This is a genomic window from Flavobacterium sp. RSB2_4_14, assembly GCF_051547085.1.
Taxonomy (GTDB): Bacteria; Bacteroidota; Bacteroidia; order Flavobacteriales; family Flavobacteriaceae; genus Flavobacterium.
On record NZ_JBPTTL010000001.1, the window covers coordinates 153,208 to 176,359 of the forward strand.

Annotated in this window: 21 protein-coding genes and 1 tRNA gene; 7 read left to right on the forward strand and 15 right to left on the reverse strand. The window is 33.5% G+C overall.

What is annotated here, in order from left to right; all coding sequences use genetic code 11:
- The first annotated feature begins 68 nt into the window (after positions 1 to 68).
- From ACSVH2_RS00665 to ACSVH2_RS00675, 3 genes are all read left to right on the forward strand, one after another.
- A complete protein-coding gene (locus ACSVH2_RS00665; RefSeq protein WP_438091232.1) occupies positions 69 to 1,457 on the forward strand; it encodes a dipeptidase in 1,389 nt (462 codons plus the stop codon).
- 64 nt (positions 1,458 to 1,521) lie between these two features.
- Positions 1,522 to 1,947: a hypothetical protein gene (locus ACSVH2_RS00670; protein WP_438091233.1), complete on the forward strand. Its 426-nt coding sequence runs from the start codon at positions 1,522 to 1,524 to the stop codon at positions 1,945 to 1,947.
- 109 nt (positions 1,948 to 2,056) lie between these two features.
- Positions 2,057 to 3,157, forward strand: a complete 1,101-nt coding sequence (locus tag ACSVH2_RS00675) for a DUF4407 domain-containing protein (protein WP_438091234.1) — start codon at positions 2,057 to 2,059, stop codon at positions 3,155 to 3,157.
- Between the two features lie 48 nt (positions 3,158 to 3,205).
- Here ACSVH2_RS00675 and ACSVH2_RS00680 read toward each other — a convergent pair whose 3' ends face one another.
- The 6 genes from ACSVH2_RS00680 to ruvC all read right to left on the reverse strand — a co-directional run bounded on the left by ACSVH2_RS00680 (position 3,206) and on the right by ruvC (position 7,878).
- The gene (locus ACSVH2_RS00680) at positions 3,206 to 4,408 is read right to left on the reverse strand and encodes an NAD(P)/FAD-dependent oxidoreductase (RefSeq protein ID WP_438091235.1); all 1,203 of its coding nucleotides are present in this window, start codon (positions 4,406 to 4,408) and stop codon (positions 3,206 to 3,208) included.
- 138 nt (positions 4,409 to 4,546) lie between these two features.
- Complete coding sequence (locus tag ACSVH2_RS00685; RefSeq protein WP_438091236.1) at positions 4,547 to 4,918, reverse strand: MmcQ/YjbR family DNA-binding protein; 372 nt, start codon at positions 4,916 to 4,918, stop codon at positions 4,547 to 4,549.
- The gene (locus ACSVH2_RS00690; RefSeq protein ID WP_438091237.1) at positions 4,915 to 5,319 is read right to left on the reverse strand and encodes a GNAT family N-acetyltransferase; all 405 of its coding nucleotides are present in this window, start codon (positions 5,317 to 5,319) and stop codon (positions 4,915 to 4,917) included. Before ACSVH2_RS00690 ends, ACSVH2_RS00685 begins: the two co-directional genes overlap by 4 nt.
- A complete protein-coding gene (locus ACSVH2_RS00695) occupies positions 5,316 to 6,068 on the reverse strand; it encodes a cyclase family protein (protein WP_438091238.1) in 753 nt (250 codons plus the stop codon). Before ACSVH2_RS00695 ends, ACSVH2_RS00690 begins: the two co-directional genes overlap by 4 nt.
- An 89-nt stretch (positions 6,069 to 6,157) precedes the next feature.
- Positions 6,158 to 7,324 (reverse strand): radical SAM family heme chaperone HemW, encoded by a 1,167-nt coding sequence (hemW, locus tag ACSVH2_RS00700; RefSeq protein ID WP_438091239.1) that lies wholly within the window; start codon positions 7,322 to 7,324, stop codon positions 6,158 to 6,160.
- Positions 7,324 to 7,878, reverse strand: coding sequence for a crossover junction endodeoxyribonuclease RuvC (gene ruvC / locus ACSVH2_RS00705; protein ID WP_438091240.1), 555 nt, complete (start codon positions 7,876 to 7,878; stop codon positions 7,324 to 7,326). The genes hemW and ruvC overlap by 1 nt, the downstream gene beginning before the upstream one ends.
- 56 nt (positions 7,879 to 7,934) lie before the next feature.
- Between ruvC and ACSVH2_RS00710 the strand changes: the two genes are divergently transcribed.
- Positions 7,935 to 8,858: a hypothetical protein gene (locus tag ACSVH2_RS00710; protein WP_438091241.1), complete on the forward strand. Its 924-nt coding sequence runs from the start codon at positions 7,935 to 7,937 to the stop codon at positions 8,856 to 8,858.
- Entirely contained in the window at positions 8,849 to 9,991 is a 1,143-nt protein-coding gene (locus tag ACSVH2_RS00715) for a glycosyltransferase family 2 protein (RefSeq protein WP_438091242.1), read from the forward strand. The genes ACSVH2_RS00710 and ACSVH2_RS00715 overlap by 10 nt, the downstream gene beginning before the upstream one ends.
- Here ACSVH2_RS00715 and ACSVH2_RS00720 read toward each other — a convergent pair whose 3' ends face one another.
- From ACSVH2_RS00720 to ACSVH2_RS00760, 9 genes are all read right to left on the reverse strand, one after another.
- Positions 9,992 to 10,468 (reverse strand): hypothetical protein, encoded by a 477-nt coding sequence (locus ACSVH2_RS00720; protein ID WP_438091243.1) that lies wholly within the window; start codon positions 10,466 to 10,468, stop codon positions 9,992 to 9,994.
- A 2-nt stretch (positions 10,469 to 10,470) separates the two neighbouring features.
- On the reverse strand, positions 10,471 to 10,842 hold the full coding sequence (locus tag ACSVH2_RS00725) for a hypothetical protein (protein WP_438091244.1): 372 nt from the start codon (positions 10,840 to 10,842) through the stop codon (positions 10,471 to 10,473).
- 133 nt (positions 10,843 to 10,975) lie between these two features.
- Positions 10,976 to 14,029, reverse strand: coding sequence for a DUF7619 domain-containing protein (locus tag ACSVH2_RS00730; RefSeq protein WP_438091245.1), 3,054 nt, complete (start codon positions 14,027 to 14,029; stop codon positions 10,976 to 10,978).
- A 250-nt stretch (positions 14,030 to 14,279) separates the two neighbouring features.
- Positions 14,280 to 14,353, reverse strand: a tRNA-Asp gene (locus ACSVH2_RS00735).
- A gap of 86 nt (positions 14,354 to 14,439) precedes the next feature.
- Positions 14,440 to 15,366, reverse strand: coding sequence for a DUF58 domain-containing protein (locus ACSVH2_RS00740; RefSeq protein WP_438091246.1), 927 nt, complete (start codon positions 15,364 to 15,366; stop codon positions 14,440 to 14,442).
- 92 nt (positions 15,367 to 15,458) lie between these two features.
- On the reverse strand, positions 15,459 to 15,776 hold the full coding sequence (gene trxA, locus ACSVH2_RS00745) for a thioredoxin (protein WP_236457661.1): 318 nt from the start codon (positions 15,774 to 15,776) through the stop codon (positions 15,459 to 15,461).
- Positions 15,777 to 15,889: 113 nt separating this feature from the next.
- A complete protein-coding gene (gene dnaE, locus ACSVH2_RS00750) occupies positions 15,890 to 20,404 on the reverse strand; it encodes a DNA polymerase III subunit alpha (RefSeq protein WP_438091247.1) in 4,515 nt (1,504 codons plus the stop codon).
- 136 nt (positions 20,405 to 20,540) lie between these two features.
- Positions 20,541 to 20,918, reverse strand: coding sequence for an RNA recognition motif domain-containing protein (locus tag ACSVH2_RS00755; protein ID WP_438091248.1), 378 nt, complete (start codon positions 20,916 to 20,918; stop codon positions 20,541 to 20,543).
- A 129-nt stretch (positions 20,919 to 21,047) separates the two neighbouring features.
- Entirely contained in the window at positions 21,048 to 21,764 is a 717-nt protein-coding gene (locus tag ACSVH2_RS00760; protein ID WP_438091249.1) for a DUF6252 family protein, read from the reverse strand.
- Positions 21,765 to 21,961: 197 nt separating this feature from the next.
- Between ACSVH2_RS00760 and ACSVH2_RS00765 the strand changes: the two genes are divergently transcribed.
- Together ACSVH2_RS00765 and rimM are read left to right on the forward strand one after the other, a co-directional pair.
- Positions 21,962 to 22,597: a 30S ribosomal protein S16 gene (locus tag ACSVH2_RS00765; RefSeq protein ID WP_438091250.1), complete on the forward strand. Its 636-nt coding sequence runs from the start codon at positions 21,962 to 21,964 to the stop codon at positions 22,595 to 22,597.
- A gap of 12 nt (positions 22,598 to 22,609) precedes the next feature.
- On the forward strand, positions 22,610 to 23,134 hold the full coding sequence (gene rimM, locus ACSVH2_RS00770; protein ID WP_438091251.1) for a ribosome maturation factor RimM: 525 nt from the start codon (positions 22,610 to 22,612) through the stop codon (positions 23,132 to 23,134).
- The last annotated feature ends 18 nt before the right edge of the window (positions 23,135 to 23,152 follow it).

The following is a 23,152-nucleotide window of genomic DNA, read 5'->3' on the forward strand; positions in this document are numbered from 1 at the left end:
TCAAAGGAAAATATTTAAAAAAATAACAACTGATTTTTGTACTTTTGATACATATCAAAAATTTATCCATGGACAATATAAAAAATTACGTTCAACAAAATAAAGAACGCTTTATTAATGAGTTAATTGAACTTCTTAAAATCCCTTCCGTAAGTGCCGATAGCGCTTATGCTCAAGATGTAATTGACACTGCTAATGCTGTAAAATCTAGCTTGGAAAAAGCAGGTTGCAAACACGTAGAAATTTGTGAAACACCAGGTTATCCTATCGTTTTTGGAGAACATATCATCGATGCTAATTTACCAACCGTTTTGGTTTACGGACATTATGATGTGCAACCGCCAGATCCAATGGAACTTTGGACTTCACCACCATTTGAACCTGTTATAAAAGTTACCGAAATTCATCCTGAAGGTGCCATTTTTGCTCGTGGTTCCTGCGATGACAAAGGACAAATGTACATGCATGTCAAAGCATTTGAATATATGATTGCTAACAATTGTTTACCTTGTAATGTGAAATTCATGATTGAAGGTGAAGAAGAAGTTGGTTCCAAAAGTTTGAGTTGGTTTGTAGAACGCAATCAAGAGAAATTATCTTGTGACGTTATCTTAATTTCTGACACCGGAATGATTTCAAATCAACAACCATCAATTACAACAGGTTTACGTGGTTTAAGTTATGTAGAAGTAGAAGTTACAGGTCCAAATCGTGATTTACACTCAGGATTATATGGTGGTGCCGTTGCCAATCCTATCAATGTGTTGACCAAAATGATTGCATCGCTTCATGATGAAAATAATCACATTACCATTCCAGGATTTTATGATAAAGTAGAAGAATTGACTGCTGCCGAAAGAGCAGAAATGGCCAAAGCACCTTTCAATTTAGACAATTATAAAAAAGCATTAGACATTGCCGATATTTATGGAGAAACGGGTTATGTAACCAACGAAAGGAACTCCATTCGTCCAACATTGGATGTAAATGGAATTTGGGGCGGTTATACTGGCGAAGGTGCAAAAACTGTGATTGCAAGTAAAGCTTTTGCTAAAATTTCAATGCGATTGGTGCCAAATCAAGATTGGGAAGAAATCACTGAATTATTCAAAAATCATTTTGAAAGTATTGCGCCAAAATCGGTAAAAGTGAAAGTAACGCCACATCATGGTGGACAAGGTTATGTAACACCAATCGACAGCATTGGCTACAAAGCAGCAAATAAAGCGTATACCGAAACCTTTGGTGTTCCTGCTATTCCTGTTCGTTCTGGTGGAAGTATTCCTATTGTAGCGTTGTTTGAAAAAGAATTAAAATCAAAAACAATTCTGATGGGATTTGGCTTAGACAGCGATGCTATTCACTCACCAAACGAACATTTCGGAATTTTTAATTACCTAAAAGGTATCGAAACTATTCCTTTGTTTTATAAATATTTTGTGGAGTTGAGTAAATAAAAATGTAATAAACCTTTAAAAAATCCGTTTAAAATAAACGGATTTTTTTTATCAATAGCTCAAAATGAATTTACAACGACTTATCCTTTTATCATCTCTTTTTATTTTTTTCTTCCTTAGCAGTTGCAAAACCAACAGAACAATTAATGGAAAAAAAGAAGGAAAATGGGTTTTAATTGACACTACAAACAATGACATATACAAACACGTAGAAAAATACAAAAAAGGAGAAGAAGTAAAAACTTGGAAAACTTTTAAGAATAAAAAATTATACAAAATAGAAAAGTATAGAGCTGTGATTTGTCATGTTACTTTTTTCCATGAAAATGGGAAAATTGGCCTCGAAGGAAACACTAAATTAGAAACCAATGCTAAAGAAGCACATTGGTTTTATTTTGATGAATGGAAAATGTATAACGAATCAGGAAAATTAATAAAATTAAAATACTATGAAAGTGGAGTGCTTATTTCAGAGATAGACGTTAAATAAATTCGCTCTAATCAAGCGGGTTTTTTTGTTAAATATCAACACGTTACAATAAGCTATAACTTTTGGCGTTATATTTGTATTAATCATCAAATCAAAAAATCAATCAATCATGTTAAAACGTTTTTTCCTCCTATGTTCTGGTGTCGATAGTGACATTGTGAACTCTTGTTCCAACGGCGAACAAAACAAATATGCTGGCATTGGAGCCACAGTATTCTTCACCGCAGTTATGGCATTTATTGCTAGTAGTTATGCGCTTTTTACGGTTTTTGACAACATATATACGGCTGTTTTCTTTGGACTAATTTGGGGATTTTTAATTTTCAATCTCGATAGATTTATAGTTTCTACCATCAAAAAAAGAGATAGTTTTTTAGACGAATTTATCCAAGCTTCGCCTCGAATTGTATTGGCAATTATTATTGCAATTGTAATTTCAAAACCATTAGAAATCAAAATTTTTGAAAAAGAAATCAATACAGTTTTACTAAAAGAAAAAAACGAATTGGCTATTGCCAATAAAAATCAAGTTGCCAATTATTTCAAAACTGATGTCGATAAAAACAAAGCGGAAATCGACAGTTTGAAATCATCTATTTCTACTAAAGAAAAAGAAGTTTCATCGCTATACAATTCTTATATCACCGAAGCCGAAGGAAGTGCAGGAACCAAAAAATTGGGGAAAGGACCAATTTATAAAGAGAAAAGATTTGCTCATGATTTAGCTGCGAAACAATTGGATTCGTTGAAAATTACCAACTCAAAAATCATTGCTGAGAAAGAAGCAAGAGCCAAAACACTTCAAGCAGATTTAGACAAAAAAGTAACCGAAACTCAACCTATCATTGACAGTTTTGATGGTTTAATGGCTCGGATAAATGCCTTAAACAAACTGCCTTGGTTACCATCATTATTTATTATGCTATTGTTTTTAGCCATAGAAACTTCGCCAATTATCGCCAAATTATTATCGCCAAAAGGTGAATATGATTTGAAACAAGAAGATAAAGAAATGGGTGTTAAAAATGTAATCGAACAAAACCGTTATCAAAGCGAATTACAAAAGAAAACTGATGCAGCAATTTATGATAAAGTCTATGCTGACATCAGAGATGATAAGGAATTATACAACTACAAGAAAAAAGGCGCCATCGAATTGCTGAAACTTCAAGCCGATGGATTTTTAGAAAAGCAGAAGAAGTCAATGTAAAAATAAACCTTGTCAGAGTTTGAAACTTTGACAGGGTTTTATCAAAACTTAAGGCAAGAAAGCGTATCCTTTTTTACTTTTCCATATGAAGTACTTTTCTAAAAGCACTTTGTTAAAATCATAAATCACATTTGGAATCATTATCGCAAAAGTTCTTGGTTTGAATAGATGATTAGAGAAAATAAGCACTTCTTTTTTTCCGGCATCCATGATACACAATCCAGGAATTTCACCCCAAGCTTTTCGTTTTAAATCGGTTCTTCCTTTGGCAATTCTAATAATATTTTCGGCTACAATTTTACCTGTTTCATCTGATGGATAGCCTGTTTTTGGTGCTGCAAACGGAATATTTTTGCAAGTAAAAGGCAAATCAACCTGAACAGCAATTCCTGCTGCAAAAACGTTTTTAAGTTGTTTGTGTTGGTAACTGTCTTCTACTGGAATATAACCATTGGCTGTTGGTGTTAATGATGGTGAATTTTGCACAAAATCAACTCCGATAAATGGTGGCATTAATTGCGTTAAACTGCTTTTAAGAACTTCACCTGTTGAAAGAATAACACTATCAGCAGTTACTTCTTTTACACCTACTTGTGTTCTGTAATGAATATTAAACATTTTCATAAATGTTTTGAGCATTGTTTCTCCCATTGGCATTCCGTCAATTCCGAAATGTCCCAAATAATCTTCTGGAGTTATCCAATATAAATCTACTTTTTTACGAATTTTTTGTTCACGAAGCCATTTTTCAACATTAAATAAAAATTCATAAGCTGCACCCATACAACCTGCATTTTGGGTTGCTCCAATAACAATTGGTCCAGGATTTTTCTTGAATTCTTCTAATGCGCTTCTCAATTTCATTGCACCGTTTGGAGTTCCAACATAATGTGAATATTCTGCAACTCCTGGCGCAACATTAAAGTTTACTTTTGGCCCAGTTGCCACGACTAAGTTATCGTATTTATAATCTCCTTTGTCTGTTTTTACAATCTGTGTTTCTGTGTCAACAGACAAGGCTTCGGCATGAACAAAATCAACTCCTTTTTTGGTTAGAATTTCTTCTTTTTTAAAGGAAATATCTTTTATATCTCTTCTTCCAAATGGAACCCAAATTAATGACGGAATGAATAAAAACAAAGGTGATTTATCAATCAATATTACTTTATGTTCATTTTTCCCTTTTCTTTTGATCTCGAGTGCTGCTGTCATTCCAGCAAAACTTCCTCCTATAACTACTGTTGTTGTCATGATATTTGATTTTAACAGTATAAAATTACAACACCTACTAGATATAGAAAGTATCTTATGTTACACAAACACAATAAAAAAAACCGACTGAATTTTTATCAATCGGTTTTTGAATTTTATAATTTCACTTAATAAAATCTAATTTTTTAATTCATTTATAGCATCTCGCAGCTTTTTTGGTAAACCAGCCACAACCAATTCATAGGAATGATTGATGAAGTGTAACATTTTTTTATCCTCAATTTCTTTGTTGACAAAAACTGTATTCCAATGTTTTTTATTGGAATGAAAACCTGGAGTGACGCTTTCATATTTATCACGAAGTTCTAGTGCATATGCTGGATCGCACTTAACATTAATCGTTGGGTTGCCACTTTCCCAGTCTTTCAATGAAGCCAAACAAAACATTTTCCCACCAACTTTAAACACTAAAGTATCTTTATCAAAAGGAAAATGTTCCGTAACTCCTTTTTTAGAAAGGCAAAATTCATATAGCTGTTGAATGTTCATTGTTTAATTACTTTTTCCATCATTTTCTCTGGATATGCCAAAAGTGTGAATCCAAATTTTTCATATAAAAAATGAGCATCAGAAGTTGCCAATCTCCAAATTTTTACTTGTTGTAATTGAGGTTCATTCATCATAGCTTCAATCAAAATAGATGAATAACCTTTGCCACGATGATTTTTATCAATAAAAACATCCATCAAATAAGCAAAAACAACATAATCAGTTATAACTCGAGCAAAACCAATTTGTTTGTTATCCAAATATATTCCAAAGCAAAATGAAGCATCAATCGTGGTTTGTACTTCTTCTATCGTTCTTCCTGCAGCCCAATATACATCTTTCAAAAAGTTTTGAATGAATGATACATCAAGTTTTGATTTATCTGTTGAAACCATAATCATATTTTATACAATATTGGTTTACTTGGCGAAGCATCATTTTCGAAAGAAGCGATTTGTAAATTCAGCATATAACTTCCATCTAGAATTTCATCTGAAACATAAATCATTTCTGTAATCGTACAATCCAAACGCGCATCGACATTAAGATTATTGACATCTTTTACATTCCAAAAAGCTTTATGTGCCAATAATTTTCCTTCGTCTTCTTCCCTATCCACGCTTGGCAAATCAATTAATAAATGTTGAATTCCTATTTCGCGAATAAAAATTGCCGCTTCTTCTGAAAGATATGGAGGATTAGTTTTGGAATAGTTTTTATGTTTTTTACTTTCTAAATTTGGTACTGTTCGGATAATGATTGCTTCAGGAGTTTTACCGTTTAAAACTGTTTCGATTTGTTCTTTTGTGATAATTAAATCTCCATTTATATTCTCAGTTTCAATTGAAATCAATTCGGCAGTAAAGAAAAACTGCTTCAAACATTGATTGATGCTGTAAAAATCTCGAGTAATATGACCCAAACATTCTGTATGAGTTCCATGACCATGTGGATTAAAAAAAATATTGTTAAAATTGGTTGAACTTCCTTCAGAAACTTTTCCAACCCAATCACCAAATTTCACCGGTTCAATTACTGGTCTTTCTAAATACCACGCAATTGGATTTTCATCTGTGTTGGATAATGGAATGGAAATATCAAGAGGTTTTGATAAGTCTATCTGATATTTATTGTTGATTATTGCTAGCATAATTGAACGCGGAGTTTAAGGATATTCTAACGCGGAGTTTAACAGATTTTATCAGCATTGCTTGCATCCGTTTTGTCAGCGTTCCAATTTCATTCCAAATTTAATAAAAATAAGTCGGAAGCAATTCCATCACTCAAAAACTTACCACTTTTGGTAGTTCGTAAAATGTTGTCATCTACAAAAAGCAAATGATCTTCGATATATTTCTCCGCTTGTTGGTTCAAATAATCAAAATAGATTTTCCCAAATTCGTTTTCAATTCTTTCCAGAGAAATGCCCCAAATCGTTCGCAAACCTGTCATTACATACTCATTATATCGATCCGTTTTTGATAACGTTTCGCTTTCTGAAGGCAATTGATTTTCCAGAATTGATTTCAAATAAATAGAATTATTTGACACATTCCAACTTCTTGAAATTCCATCATAACTGTGTGCCGATGGACCAATGCCAATGTATTTTTTACCCAACCAATAACTCGAATTGTTTTTAGAAAAATAATTCTCTTTCCCAAAATTGGACAATTCATAATGGATAAAGCCATTTTCTTCCAATTTTTCGACTAATAAATGAAAGTGTTTTTGCGCTTTGTCATCGTCAAGTTGAGGAATAATTCCTTTTTTAATATAAGAATGCAAAGCCGTTTTGGGTTCCACTGTCAAAGCATAACTCGAAATGTGTGGCACATTAAAGGACAAAGCAGTTTCAATGTTTTGCAACCATTTCTCATTACTCATATTGGGCATACCATATATCAAATCAATAGAAATATTATCAAAATACTTCGTTGCAATTTCTAGGCATTTTTTGGCTTCATCCACATTATGAGCACGATTCATCATCTTCAAATCATCTTCAAAAAATGATTGAATTCCTATGCTTAATCTGTTAATTCGGTTATTTAGCTTCGCTCTGTTCGGGCTTTGCCACTCGAGTGATAATTCGATAATTCGTTCCTCTGTTAAATCATCAGGATTGGCTTCAATGGTAATTTCGGGATTTTCGATGACTTTATAATTTCGATATACTTCATCAATCAAAAATCTAATATCAGCAATCTGCAATATCGAAGGCGTTCCACCACCAAAATAAATTGTCTCAACAACTTCATCTTGGAACTCGTCTTTTCGCAAACCAATTTCTTTGGCTAAAGCCAAAACCATTTCGTCTTTCTTTTTCATTGAAGTCGAAAAATGAAAGTCACAATAATGACAAGCTTGTTTGCAAAAAGGAATATGAATATAGATGCCTGACATTACTTCTTTACTCTTTCTTCATTTTGCTTCACAAAAGCATCCCAACCCGTATAACTTTTTTCTCCAACGGTTTTCCCTGAATTGAAAAAATGACATACCGCAGCTGCCAAACCATCAGTAGAATCGAGATTTTTTGGTAATGTTTTTAAACCAAGAAGTTGTTGTAGCATTTTGGCAACTTGCTCTTTACTGGCATTTCCGTTTCCGGTAATTGCCATTTTTATTTTCTTAGGTTCATATTCAGTAATTGGAATGTCTCGTGAAAGTCCAGCTGCCATTGCAACTCCTTGCGCTCTTCCGAGTTTCAACATCGATTGCACATTCTTTCCGAAAAACGGTGCTTCAATCGCAATTTCATCTGGATGATGGGTATCAATGAGTTCGATGGTTCTTTCGAAAATGAGTTTTAATCGTTGGTAATGATTGTCATATTTGGATAGTTGCAATTCGTTCAACTGAATAAATTCCATTTTTTTGTTGACTACTTTAATTAATCCAAAACCCATAATGGTTGTACCTGGGTCAATTCCTAATATGATGCGTTCGTTTGCCAAAAGTTTTTTGTTTCAGGTTTCGAGTTTCAAGTTCAAAGTTTTGTTTCTTTGCAACAATGATTTCAATTCCTCACAAAGCTAAGCAATTCGTCGTTTTTCTGGTCAAACTTTTGATTGTATCTGGTGCATTTTATTTTATCTATGATCAATTAGCCCATAACGACCAATTGGATTGGAAAAAGTTCACAGTTTTAGTAAAAGAAAAAGCTAATTTTTGGGGAATTCTATTTCTGCTTTCCTTTAGTGTTGCCAATCGGTATTTGGAAATTCTGAAGTGGCAAAATCTAGTTCGTTTTATAAAACCAATAACCATTGGCGAGTCTACAAAACAAGTGCTTGGTGCATTAACCGCTGGAATTTTTACACCAAACGGTTTAGGTGAATACGCCGGAAAAGCATTGTATTTTGACAAAAAGAAAACCAAAAAAATCATTTTCTTAAATCTAATTTGCAACGGAATTCAAATGCTATTGACCATTGTTTTTGGGACTATTGGCTTGTTTCTTCTTGGATATGAAAACTATGCCATTACTTTAATAGTAGCTTTTCTAATTATTTGGGCTATTTCTTTTTTTACTAAATCGATAAAAATAAAAGGCTATTCCATTGAAAAGCTTTTTATAAAATTAAATGAAATCCCGAAAGAAATTCACGCCAAAAATAATATACTTGCTCTAGCGCGCTACTTGGTTTTTTCGCATCAATACTATTTTTTATTTCTGGCTTTTGATGTAGATTTACCCTATCTAACGATGATGGCAACCATTGCAACGGTTTATTTTTTGGCTTCGTCTTTACCGAGTTTTCAGTTTTTGGACTTTGCCGTAAAAGGAAGTGTCGCTGTTTTTTTCTTCGGAAAATTAGATGTTAATGAATGGATTGTAGTTTTCATTTCTACACTAATGTGGTTTTTGAACGTTGTATTGCCAGTTGTTATCGGAAGTTATTTTGTCTTAAAATTTAAACCAAAATGGAACTAATTACAATTACTCTTTGCTTGATTTTAGTAATCTATAGCGTTTTCATTATCCAATTAATTTTGGGTTATGATAAAGTAAAATCGTTTAAGAGAACTAATGTTTCTCCAAAAACAGCATTCACCATCATCATTCCTTTTCGAAACGAAGAAAAAAATTTACCCAAACTTTTACAATCCTTTTCAAAACTTAATTATCCTTATAAATTAATCGAAGTCATATTGGTTGATGATTTCTCTACGGATAGTTCAGAGCGAGTTTGCATTCGTTGGCGATTGGAACATGAATACCTTGATACAACGCTTTTGGAAAATCTTCGCTTGTCCAATTCTCCCAAAAAAGATGCTATCGGCAGAGCCATGCCCATTGCTAAACACGACTGGATTATCACCACCGATGCCGATTGCACAGTCAATAAAAACTGGTTGCTAACCATTGATAATTACATCCAAAATAATGAAGTTGAAATGATCGTTGGAGCAGTTGTGTATAAAACCAAAAACAACTGGTTCCATCAGTTTCAACAACTCGACTTGCTGAGTTTGCAAGGAACAACCATTGGCAGTTTTGGCATTGGAAAACCTTTTATGTGCAATGGCGCTAATTTTGCCTATACCAAAAAACTATTCCGCCAACTTGATGGTTTCAATGGAAACAACAAAATGGCAAGTGGCGACGATGTTTTCCTATTACAAAAAGCAGTGCAATCTCCAGACTTTGGAACAGAAAAAGTGCATTATATAAAAAATACCGAAACCATTGTAAAAACAAAACCCGAAAACGATTTGTTCCAACTCTTCATGCAACGTGTTCGTTGGGCAAGTAAAACGGGTAGTTACAAAAGCAATTATGCCAAATTCTTGGCTGTAGCAGTATTGTTTATGAACCTGAGTTTGGTTGTTGGTTTATGGTTTGTGGTTTGTAGTTGTTATAATTGGAAAATACTTCTCGTCTTATTTTTAGTTAAATATAGCGTTGATTACGCCTTGCTTTATAAAGCCAACAAGTACTTGCTGAAAGGAAAATGGTTGTTGCCTTTGGCTTCGAGTTTGCTTTACCCTTTCTACAGTAGTTTGGTTGGGATTTACTCTTTATTTGGAAGTTTTTCTTGGAAAGGGAGAACGTTTAAGAAGTAACTACTCCTGCTTAATAATAACAGGCAACACAAACTGAGTTTTTACAGGAATACCTCGTTTAATAGCAGGATTCACTTTAGGAAAATCCACCAATCGAGCATGAAGAATACTATCAATCTTTATAGTATCATACGCCACAGAATCCTTTGGAAATTGAGGTTCAAATTGCAGCATAGCATTAGGGAAAACAGTAACTTTCACTTCAATTGTATCCAGTTGAGGAAACATGTTAGAGAGTGTATCTACAGCCAACTTCTCTTGAATAGTTGTTGTTAAAAAATCAAAAAAACATTGTTTCTGTAGTTCTTTATCTGTCAGCTTTTCACAATCCACCACCGATGGATATTCATCTACTTCTTTCCAATTGATTTCCTTCATCCCTTTCTCTAACAATTCTTGTTCAGAAGGAACTTTCTTCTCAAAGTATTGACAAGATTGTAAAAGTAAAACAACAAATAGGGTTAAAAGTTTTTTCAAAATTATTGCTTTTTAAATACTAAATAATCTGAATATCGTTTATCAAACCATACTTGTTTAGTTCGCTGTGAATCTTCTTTTTGTTCTTTATACAAAAGTCCTAATCTCTCGGAATAAGCAGCTATTTTGATAGTATAAGTATAATATTCTTCTTTGGTCAATGTCAAATTCTTATCATTATGCTTTTGGAAATATTCAAAAAACAAATCTTCAAACTCTTTTTTATCATATGCTTGTATTTCTTTCTTATACTTTTTGTACAATGTTTCTTTTAATAGAAAATCTGGATCATTTGAAACTTTTTCTTGTCCGAAACCAAAAATTGATAAAAGTAACAATAACATAAAGGCAACACTATGAAAAACCTTTTTCATCAAAGAATTCGTTTAATTATTGTTTTCAAAAATAAGAAATTATATTTACTACATCTGTTCTTTAATCAAAAAAGAAAAGCTCCCATTCCCGAAGTTTCAGGATGAAAGCTTTACCATTGTAAATTCTAAAAATTTATTTTTTTACAAATTTCTTAACCACTTTCAAATTGCTATCCGAAATAACCTCAAGAAGATAAACTCCTTTTGAAACCGAGGACAAATCCAACATTTGAGTTGATAAAGCACCCGTTGATTTTTCAGAAACTATCAGTTTTCCAAGAACATCATAAACCGCAATAGTGGTAATCAAACCATTATTTTTCACCGAAATAGTGATATTATCAGATACAGGATTTGGATAAAAAACAAAATCACCATTTTCAAAATCATTTATACCTAGCTGTTGAACAAACTCAGTATTGAAAGTATTTGTTATAATTGCTGGATTAAAATCAAAATAAATTGATGAGGTATTTGGGATAATATCACCCACAGCGTAACCCGTTTTTGGTTTCACTCTAAACATGACATATCCTTTCCCAATAGAAGTTTCTGTAACAGAAGGCGGTAATTGTATATTATCAAATTTCCAATTAATAGTATTATCCACTCTGTCCATCACATAGGCATGACTAGAACTCACCATTCTCACTGAATTCGGATCCAATTTTGAATCTAAAACATCATTAATTCTTACATTGATAGCGCTGGCTGTGCCTGTATTTTCGAAACGAATGGTATAATACAAATAATCATTTGAAGTAAAAGAAGAATGCAATATCTTTTCGCCATGCGACTCCATTTTATCATTTGGATCATAAGAACCAATTATAATTTGAGAACAAGATGAAGTATTGTTTACCGGTACAACATCACCCGATATTGGTTCTATTGAAGCGCTATTAGTCAATAAATTTCCGAGTGCAACAGTTGGCATATTTGGCACTTGCATGGTCACAATCATCTCTCTAGTTTCAAAAGGCAATAAATTGGTGAAATTATACGTAAATCCGTTGGCCGTTGTTGTTGTTCCTATTTGAGAGTTGGCAGTAATAGTTACCGCGGCATCTTTAGTAAAAGTCACCGTTCCCGAAGCTATTGTTTGATTACCAAAATTGGTATATATAATTTTATTTTGATAGGTAAATGCTGGTCTTGGAGCATTAACAGGAACAATATACACTGCCAAATCGTTGTATGGTTGAGTAACGGTAATCGGGAAATTGTATATTTGCATACCCGCACCAATAACTACTTGTACGTTACTATATGATGAAGTAGTAATACCATAAGAAGTAGCATAATTTGCATCAATAACATAGCTTAAATCATAAGAATTAGAAGCATTGGTATCATATATATTATAAACTCCAGTAGGCGAAATAATGTTATGAACATTACCATTATTATTCACTTCATAAGTAAATTGACCTAAAGGAAAGTTTGGTTCTCCAGCTTCTTTTGTCCCATTGTTATTTGTGTCTAAAAAAGCATTCAATCGTAAACCCGAACAATCAATAGCGCCAATAGAATTTGAAAGTTCTGTAATTGTAATCAAACCTGATTGATTACTAAAATTAGTAACCATCAATAAATAATATTGTCCAGGTTGCGTATTGGGAATTACAGGATATTCAACTGCAGCAGCAGAATAACTACAACTAACAATAGTGTTAGGTGATACTTGACTACAGGCGTTCGATAAGGAAGAAAATGGACCATATACTACATAATCTACATCAGAAAGTCCGGCATTTACAGACGTTTGTGTTATTTGTAAATTTATATTTCCTGCACCACTTATAGGCAAATAAAACCAAGTTTGATTAGGAGTTGTCCCCAAACAACCCGCTTGTCCTGTTGAGCCAGCATTGATAGTATTTTGAAAAGGAACTCCAAGAGAATTACACAACGAATTTGCTCCCGAACAAGTCGAGGCAATATTACAGTTTGCATACGCTCTAACCTGAAAACTATAAATATTATCACAATCGTTCGGTACCGTTTCTCTGATGTAAAACAGAACTGGATTTGGTTGAACATTAACTACAACACTTGAAGGCGTAAAGGAAGGATTTGTCTCATTCTGAGCATCAACTAAACTAGAATAATACGTTAGTGTATTGTTCGTGTTGATTTGAGCTGCATTCGTTGTGAAATTAAAAGTGATTACACCATTCCCGTCAACATCACATTCTTCCATATTGGCAAGCTGTGCAATAGAATTTGAAACAGTTTCTGCAATTATTTCAAAAGGGAAAATCTGAAACTCTTGGTTAATATTATTGACCAATCGAGCATAAATAACTTGCGGATTAGCAAGATTACAATAAGTTGACGGCAACGCATTTGTTCCAATATTGGCATCCGTTTGAGTTTCATGATACGAAATCGTATAATCTGTAGGATTTAAATTCGCTAATATATATATATTATTTTGTGTTAAATCAAAACAGGCTTGACCGATATCTGAACACTGTGATAAACTTATTGGCTGTCCTGGTTGTGGTGCACAGTATGTAGTTGCAAAAGTAGTTTGAACCCAATTACTGGAACTAGCTAAACTACATTCATTTCTAATATAAACATCATATTGAGTTCCACAGTTCAAACCTGTAATTTCATATGAACTTGAAGCAGGTGTTCCACTAGTTATATTTGTTGGCGCTGGAAATCCAGCAGGTACTATGTAAATAGATGATTGTGTTGTTTGATTCCAAGATAAAGTTGCAGAATTAAGTGTAATATCTGTCACTAATAATGAAGTTGGAGGAGTACAATTAGGATTTACAAATGGACCACAACTTACGTTAGAATTCCATCCCGAATCAGTAACAGTTGAATCTGAAGTAAACACAAAAGTTAAACAACCTGTTACATCAGTAGAAGTAATTGCTTGTGGTATTACAGTTCCTGTTAAGGTTGCTATTAATGGTGCAGTTGAACTTGACCCATTATACACCTTCAATAAATCTAAATTAGTTTCTAAAGCAAATGAGGCAAAAGTGACAGTAACTACTTCTCCAGCATTTGATGGACATATAGTCGTTGTAACATTAGCATTGTTAGAATAATTAGCATTTGGTCCTCCAGGATCGGTAAATGTACCGCCACATGTGGATTGAGAATAAGAAATATTTGGTAAAATAATAAAAGCTAGAGTGACTAAAAGTAATAGTTGTTTCATTGTGATAATTTGTTTGGTTGATTTTTTCTACTAAAAGTAAAGCAATATACAAATTTTCAAGAGATTACAAAAAACAAAAGTGTATAAAGCAAAAAAGCCATCTCGTTGTAAAACGAGAAAGCTTTTCATTGGTCTAACTACTAAACCGTGCTACGAGTTACAAAGTCGTAGCGAAACAACACAACTAATCTTAGATACTTATTTTGGGCAAAAAAGGTTTTCATCTCTGAAAACCTTTTCCCAATTTTAGCGGTCTGGACGGGACTCGAACCCGCGACCCCATGCGTGACAGGCATGTATTCTAACCAACTGAACTACCAAACCCTCGCTTAATTGCGGTTGCAAATATACAACCGTTTTTGATTTTTGCAACTTTTTTTATAAAAAAAATCAATGCTAATTTTTATGTTTTAACCAAACATTTGTTTTTCAACTAAATATGTAGTCAAAATCTTTTCAAAACTTTCTTCAACAGCCACAGGAACGTACTTAATTTTATTTTGTGCACAAGTCATCGCAAGCGATTTGAAATAATCGTTTACTTTTTCCTCATAGGCTTCTTTAATGGTATCGGCAAAAATATTAATCTCGTCACCGGTTTCTAAATCAATAAATTTTCGCGGCGAATTATCAAAATTGAAATTGATTTCGGTTTTTTTATCGATAACATGAAAAACAACTACTTTATGTTTATTGTGTTTTAGGTGTTGCAATGCATTAAAAAGAGCTTCGCTATTGGAGGTTTGAAACATATCTGTAAACAAAACAATCATGGAACGACGGTGAATTTTCTCTGCTATTTGGTGCAAAAAAGTAACGGTATCTGTGCTTTTAGTTTCTTTGGGTTTTTCTAATAGATTTTCCAATTTGTTCAAAATCATTCGATGATGACGATCGCTTCCTTTTTCTGGAGCATAATATTCATAAGTGTCAGAATACACGCTCAAGCCAACGGCATCGCGCTGTTTTTTTAATAAATTCATCAATACAGCAGAAGCTAAAACCGAAAATCCAATTTTATTATGATAAAAAGGTTCGTCTTTTTTTAACTTAGGATAATGCATAGAGGAAGAATTATCGATAATTAAATGACAACGTAGGTTGGTTTCTTCTTCATATTTTTTAGTGTACAATCTATCTGTTTTGGCATATAATTTCCAATCTATATGCTTGGTGCTTTCGCCAACATTATACGTTTTATGTTCGGCAAATTCAGCCGAAAATCCATGAAACGGACTTTTATGCATCCCAGAGATAAAACCTTCCACTACTTGATTGGCAAGCAATTCAAGGTGTTGAAAACTCGATATTTTTTCTATTTGTGATTCGATGTTCATACTCCAAATATATTGAAAGAATCTGAAATATATTCAGATTAAAAAAAAAGGTTTGACTTTCGCCAAACCTTTTAATGAAGTTTATTTAAAGATTACAATAATGCATCAATTGCATCAGTGTAAGTCTTTTTTGGAGCAACACCTACTTGACGACCAACCACTTCTCCATTTTGGAAAATCAATACTGTTGGAATGTTACGAACACCATATTTTGCAGCAAATTCTTGGTTTGCATCTACATCAACTTTTCCAACAACAGCTTTCCCGTCATATTCTGTTGCTACTTCGTCGATAACTGGACCAACCATTCTACACGGACCACACCAAGCTGCCCAAAAATCTACTACTACTGGTTTATCTGATTTTAAAACTACTTCGTCAAAAGTAGCATCGGTAATTGCTAAAGCCATATTTTTTTATTTTTAAATTACTTAATTATTTGTTGACAAAATTAGACATTTTATTTTGGTTATTCCATTTAAAAAATCAGTTTTGACTATCAATTCATTATCAGAATTGATACTTAATTCAAGCTGAATTTAATGTTTCTTTTCTCTAATTCTGTTAATAATTCATTGGAAATTTTAATTTTTAATTTTCTGCTTGGCATAGAAATCCTTGTTATCAATTGATTTTCTTCCTCTTCGGTAGAAATTTCCATTTCAAGTGCTACTTCACTTTCTGTTTCAAAATTTACTTCTTCATCAACTATTATTTTGGGCACAATTTCTAGTGCTTTTTTAACTTTTTCAACTTCTATTACTTCAAAAGTAACGGTATTATCTCCTTTGTTGGCAGTGAAAATCTCATTTAATTGTTGGATGAAATTTTGGTGTAAATCTTTAATGTCTAATTGTATGTTCAATTTTTTTGCAAACTGTGGCAAGACATCGGCTAATAATTTTGCGTCTTGAAAAGAAATTTGTGGTTCAGATTTATTTCCCGTATCTCTGTTAATCCAACCATCTTTTACAAGGACTTTAAAAAAGATAAATTGGTTATTAACCAAGAAATGACGAAATTTTAAATATTCTTCGTTGAATATCCTAAAATCATGACTCTCATCATAACCCTCAAGCGTAAAACTCGCCCAATCTTTCCCTGATTTTCCAGTTCTATATTGCACATTGGATATAATTCCTGCAAAAGTTAAGTTCTTTCCAATATAATTACCTAAATTTTTTAAATTCTCCAATTTACTATTACAGAAGTATTTCATTTCAAATTTATAATCATCTAGTGGATGTCCTGAAATGTAAATTCCGACAACTTCTTTCTCTTTGGCTAATTTTTCCATCGTACTCCATTCTTCGCAAGGTGGCACAATAGGTTCAGCGATTTGAACATCACTACTTTCACCAAATAAACTTACTTGAGATGAGTTTTCATTCTCCTGGAATTTGGATCCATAACGAATGGCTTTCTCCAAAAACGTTATTCCTTCTCCTTCTACATGAAAATATTGAGCTCGATGCGTATTTAGAAAACAATCAAATCCGCCTGCATAAGCTATACTTTCAAATGCTTTTTTGTTGGCCGCACGAAGGTCAATTTTTTTGGCTAAATCAAATATTGATTTGTATGTTGCGTCTTTCCTGTTTTGAACAATGGTATCAACTGCATTTGCTCCAACTCCTTTTACAGCGCCCATTCCGAAACGAACTGCATAATTATCATTAACCGTAAATTTATAAAACGACTCGTTCACATCTGGTCCAAGAACAGTCAAACCCATTCGTTTACATTCTTCCATAAAGAAGGAAACTTGCTTGATATCGTTCATGTTATTAGACAAAACTGCCGCCATATATTCCGCAGGATAATTGGCTTTTAAATAGGCCGTTTGATAAGCAATCCAAGCATAACAGGTGGAGTGCGATTTGTTAAATGCATATTCAGCAAAGGCTTCCCAATCTTTCCAAATTTTTTCTAATTTATCGGCAGTATGTCCTTTAGCTTCTGCTTGTGAAATGAATTTTGGTTTCATTTTATCCAAAACATCTTTCTGTTTTTTCCCCATTGCTTTACGCAAAACATCGGCATCTCCTTTTGAAAAATCAGCTAATTTTTGGGATAAAAGCATTACTTGTTCTTGATAAACTGTAATCCCATAGGTTTCTTTTAACAGTTCTTCACAAGCTTCAATATCATATGTTATGGGTTCTTCGCCATTTTTCCTTTTAATAAAACTAGGGATATAAGCAATTGGACCAGGACGATATAATGCATTCATGGCAATTAAATCCCCAAAAACAGTTGGCTTTAATTCCTTCATATACTTTTGCATTCCAGGACTTTCATATTGAAAAATTCCAACCGTTTCACCTCTTTGAAAAAGTTCATAGGTCTTGACATCATCAATTGGAAATTCATCAGGATTAAGTTCTTTTCCTGTTCTATATTTCACGAGTTTAACCGTGTCTTTTATTAACGTTAACGTTTTCAAACCCAAGAAATCCATCTTCAATAATCCAGCACTTTCTACTACCGAGTTATCAAATTGGGTAACATATAATTCAGAATCCTTAGCAGTTGCTACTGGAACAAAATTAGTAATATCACTAGGTGTAATGATAACACCACAAGCATGAATTCCGGTGTTTCTTAAATTTCCTTCCAGAAATTTTGCTTGATTTATTGTCTCTGAGCACAAGGTGTTTTCTTTTGAAAGCGAGATCAATTCTTTAACTCTTTCGAAATCTTCTGGTCGCAGTGTTTTTTTAATTAAGGCTTCATCCTCTGATAAAAGTCTTGATAAATTCCATTTTGATGGCATTAAGCCAGGGATTAATTTAGCAACTTTGTCAGCTTCAAAAAGTGGCAAATCCATAACTCTTGCCGTGTCACGAATACTCGATTTGGTTGCCATTGTTCCGTAAGTAATGATTTGAGCTACTTGTTTGGAACCATATTTTTTTATTACATAATCCATTACTTTGCTTCTCCCTTCGTCATCAAAATCGATGTCAATATCGGGAAGTGAAACCCTATCTGGATTCAGAAAACGTTCAAAAAGTAAATTGTACAAAAGTGGATCAATATTAGTTATTCCGAGACAATACGCCACTACTGAACCCGCAGCAGAACCACGACCTGGACCAACAGAAACACCCATTTTCCGTGCTTCTGCAATAAAGTCCTGTACAATTAAGAAGTAGCCTGGATACCCTGAATTTTCAATCGTTAATAATTCAAAATCTATCCGTTCTTGAATTTCAGGTGTGATTGTAGTATATCTCCTTTTTGCTCCTTCATAGGTTAGGTGCTTTAAATACCCATTTTCACCTCGTTTGCCTTTATCTTTTTCATCTTCTTGAACAAAAAATTCAGAAGGTATATCAAATTTAGGCAACAATACTTCTCGTGACAAATCGTAAATTTCAATTTTATTTACCACTTCTTGAGTGTTGGAAATGGCTTCGGGCAAATCGTAAAATAGTTGTTTCATCTCGTCACCCGATTTGAAATAGTATTCTTGATTGGCAAATCCATATCGATAACCTCTGCCTCTGCCTATTGGTGTGGATTGTTTTTCACCATCTTTTACACATAAGAGGATATCGTGAGCATTAGCATCTTCTTTATTGATATAGAAAACATTGTTGGTAGCAACCATTTTCACTTGATGTTTTTTCGCTAAATCAATTAAAGTAGTATTCACCCGGTTTTCATCTTCCTGATTGTGACGCATTAATTCGATGTAAAAATCTTCGCCAAATTCTTGTTTCCACCAAATAAGAGCTTCTTCGGCTTGGTTTTCACCAAGATTTAATACTTTGTTTGGAATTTCTCCATAAAGATTTCCTGATAAAACTATAATATCTTCCTTGTACTGTTGGATAACGTTTCTATCAATTCTGGGCACATAGTAAAATCCTTCTGTGTAAGCAATAGAAGAAAGTTTTGCCAAATTATGATACCCTTTTTTAGTTTTGGCTAAGAAAACAATTTGGTAACCATTGTCTTTTCGCTTCTTGTCATTTAAATCATCACAAACATAAAATTCACATCCTACTATTGGTTTTACAATAGTCTCTGTAGGTATTTCACCGTTCTCAATAGCTTGCTTATTTTTTGTTTCAGCCGTTTTGTTATGATATAAAATATCGCGAACGAAATGGAAAGCGCCCATCAAATTGGCATGATCAGTCATAGCAACTGCTGGCATTTTATTTTGCACTGCTGCTTTAACCAAATCGGCCACACTAATAGTCGATTGTAAAACCGAAAACTGTGTGTGATTGTGCAAATGCACAAAGTCAACTTCAGCTAAATTGTGGTGAACAATTTTGTCAAAATTACTAGTCTCAACAATTTTTTCTTTGTTTTGAAATTGTTTCCGGATTTCATCAGAAGCTTGTTTGAGATTAATGTGTTTTAGCCCAACAAGTGAAATTTCACTAGGATTATTTTCTGTAAATTCTCTAAAATAATCAGGAGAAACTTCGAGTTCTTCTTTGGTGAAAATTTCTCTTCTAATAAGTTCAAGAAAACAACGTGTAGTTGCTTCCACATCGGCAGTGGCATTGTGTGCTTCATCAAATGGAACATTAAAAAGATAATTATGTAACTCCGTTAAAGTGGGTAATTTATATTTGCCACCACGACCACCAGGCAATTTTAAAAGTGAAGCAGTAACTTCTGTACAAGTATCCAAAACTGGCATTTGTGACATTGGTGATTGAATTCCCATTCGGTAAAATTCACATCCCATAATGTTGATATCAAAACCTACATTTTGTCCAACAATGAATTTCGCTTTGGATAAAGCGAGATTAAATTTTTCTAAAATCTCTTGTAAATCTATTCCTTTTTCTTCTGCTAATTCTGTAGAAATTCCATGAATTCTTTCGGCATCATAAGGGATATTGAAACCTTTTGGTTTCACCAAATAATCTTGATGTTCAAGAAGATTTCCCATGTCATCGTGCAACTGCCAGGCAATTTGAATACATCTTGGCCAATTGTCAGTATCTGAAATAGGTGCGCCCCAACGCTTTGGTAATCCGGTAGTTTCGGTATCAAAAATTAAATACATGGAAGGAAAATTGAAGAAATTCTAACTCCTCAAAAATACATTTTCAAAGTGTAGTAATCAATTTTAGTTATCAACAAAAAAACAAAAAAGTCAACTCGTTTGAGTTGACTTTTAAAATATCTATATTAGAATGTAACTAGTATCTTCCTCTATTTCCACCACCGCTGTTTCCACCGCTGTAGCTTCCGCCACCACGTGAATTTCCACCACCGTTATAACCACCACCTGAACCGCCTGAACGGTTGTTGTTGAAAGTTCTTCTTTCACCTTCCGGTTTTGGTTCTGATTTGTTAACTACAATAGTACGACCATCAACAGTTGCACCATTTAATTCTTGAATTGCTTTTTCAGCTTCTGTGTCATTTTCCATTTCCACAAAACCGAATCCTTTACTTCTTCCAGTAAATTTATCAGTAATAACTTTTACGGAATTAACCGTACCATAAACCCCGAAGGATTCTCTTAAATCTGCTTCGTCTATACTAAACGGAAGACTCCCAACAAAAATGTTCATATTTTATTTTTAAAATTCAAATACAAAGGTAGTTCAATTAAAATGTAAACTGCTATTAATTTGGACTTTATTATTAAATTAACAAAAAAACCATCCGAAGATGGTTTGTATTTATTAGTAAAGCAAAAGTTACATCGATGGGTATATAGGAATTTTATAGAATTCTCCGTATTGAAAATTCAAAAGAGGACCACCAAAAGGACTGTTATTTGCATTAGCTGCATTGAACTTGAACTTTCCAGAAACGGTCATATTCACATTGTCGTATTCCGTAATTTGTATTTCGCCGTTACTATTTTGAACATTTACAATTCTAAATCTACAATTCAAATTGCCACCAGCTACTGTGATTAAATCTCCTGCCATGTATGCATTCCCACGAGAAGAAATGTTTACAGATGTAACAACTCCTGACGCATTAGCTACGATATTAACCGTTAATCCACTACCTGCTCCACCAGTTGTAGCCACTGAAGTTCCACTGCTGTAACCCGTTCCGCCTGAAACTAAACTTATGCTAGAAACTGGTCCAGGAACAGCTACTGTAGCATATTCTAGTTCTACTTCATTGAAATTGGAAGAATACGTCGCAGCATTATTTAAATTAGTGGTACCTAAAACATAAGTTCCCAAGTTAGTGCTTGAAGTACTTAGTGTAATTTGTTCGTATTCTGTCAAAGCTTCAACTCTGAGTTGTCCCGTGGAAGAAACATAAGCTCTAGTATCATTAGCTCTCCAAAAAACATCGTCTTTCAAACCTTGAAATCCTGGAGTATTGAATTTAACATCCTCTTGACAAGACGAAATTGCAAGAACAACTAAAAGAAGGGGCAAAAATCTTTTCATTTTATGAATTTATTACAGTACAAAAATAACTTTTTAATATAAAAATGCTAATTAAATTAAAAAAAAATCCTTAAAATTTGAATAAACAATAGGTTACGAATAAAAATATAAAATTCAATTAGTTTGTTTCCGAAAAAAAACTATCTTTGCGCCCTTAAATAACCGAGGTCGAGTACCTCAAATTAATCAAAAAGATTATGTCAGTAAAAATTAGATTACAAAGACACGGTAAAAAACAAAAACCTTTTTACTGGATCGTAGCAGCTGATGCTCGTTCAAAAAGAGATGGTAAATACCTTGAAAAATTAGGGACTTACAATCCAAACACCAATCCTGCTACTATTGATTTAAACCTAGACCAAGCGGTTCAATGGTTACACAATGGTGCACAACCAACAGATACTGCTAAAGCAATTCTTTCTTACAAAGGTGCTTTGTTGAAACATCACCTTGATGGTGGCGTTCGCAAAGGTGCTTTAACACAAGAACAAGCTGATGCAAAATTAGCGAAATGGTTAGAAGAAAAAGCTGGAAAAGTTGACACTAAGAAAGAAGGTTTATCAAAAGCACAAGAAGTTGCAAAAGCGAAAGCATTGAAAGCTGAAAAAGAAGCTAATGACAAACGTGCAGCTGCTGCTGTTGAAGCTGCAAAAGTAGAGGAAGAAGTTGCTGTTGAGGAAACTCCTGAAGTTGCTGCTGAAGAAACTCCAGAAGTAGTTGCTGAAGTTGCCGTTGAGGAAACTCCAGAGGTTGCTCTTGAAGAGACTGTTGCTGAAGTAGCTCCAGAAGAAACTCCTGCTGCTGAAGAAACTAGCGAAGAAACAGAAGCTTAATTTATTGCGATAATGCGTAAAGAAGAATGTTTCTATCTTGGCAAAATCGCTAAAAAATTTAGTTTCAAAGGTGAAGTCTTAGTTTATTTAGACACAGACGAACCCGAATTATATGAAAATATGGAATCAGTATTTGTTGAATTCAACAATAATCTGGTTCCATATTTTATTTTAACTAGTTCATTACACAAAAATGATTTTCTTCGGGTTCACTTTGAAGATGTAGACAACGAAGAAGAAGCCGATAAAATAATAGGTTGTCCCATTTACCTTCCTTTGCAACTATTACCAAAACTCACTGGTAATAAATTCTACTTTCATGAAGTTATCGGATTTGAAATAGAAGACAAACGACTGGGGGTTTTTGGAATTATACAATCCATAAACGACACCTCTGCTCAACCTCTTTTTGAAGTTTTAAACGGCAATGTCGAAATTTTAGTCCCAATGATTGACAAATTTTTGGTAAAAATTGATCGTGAAAACAAAAAAGTTATCATGGATTTACCAGAAGGTCTTGTTGAAATGTACCTTTAAAAAAGTATTCAGTGTTCA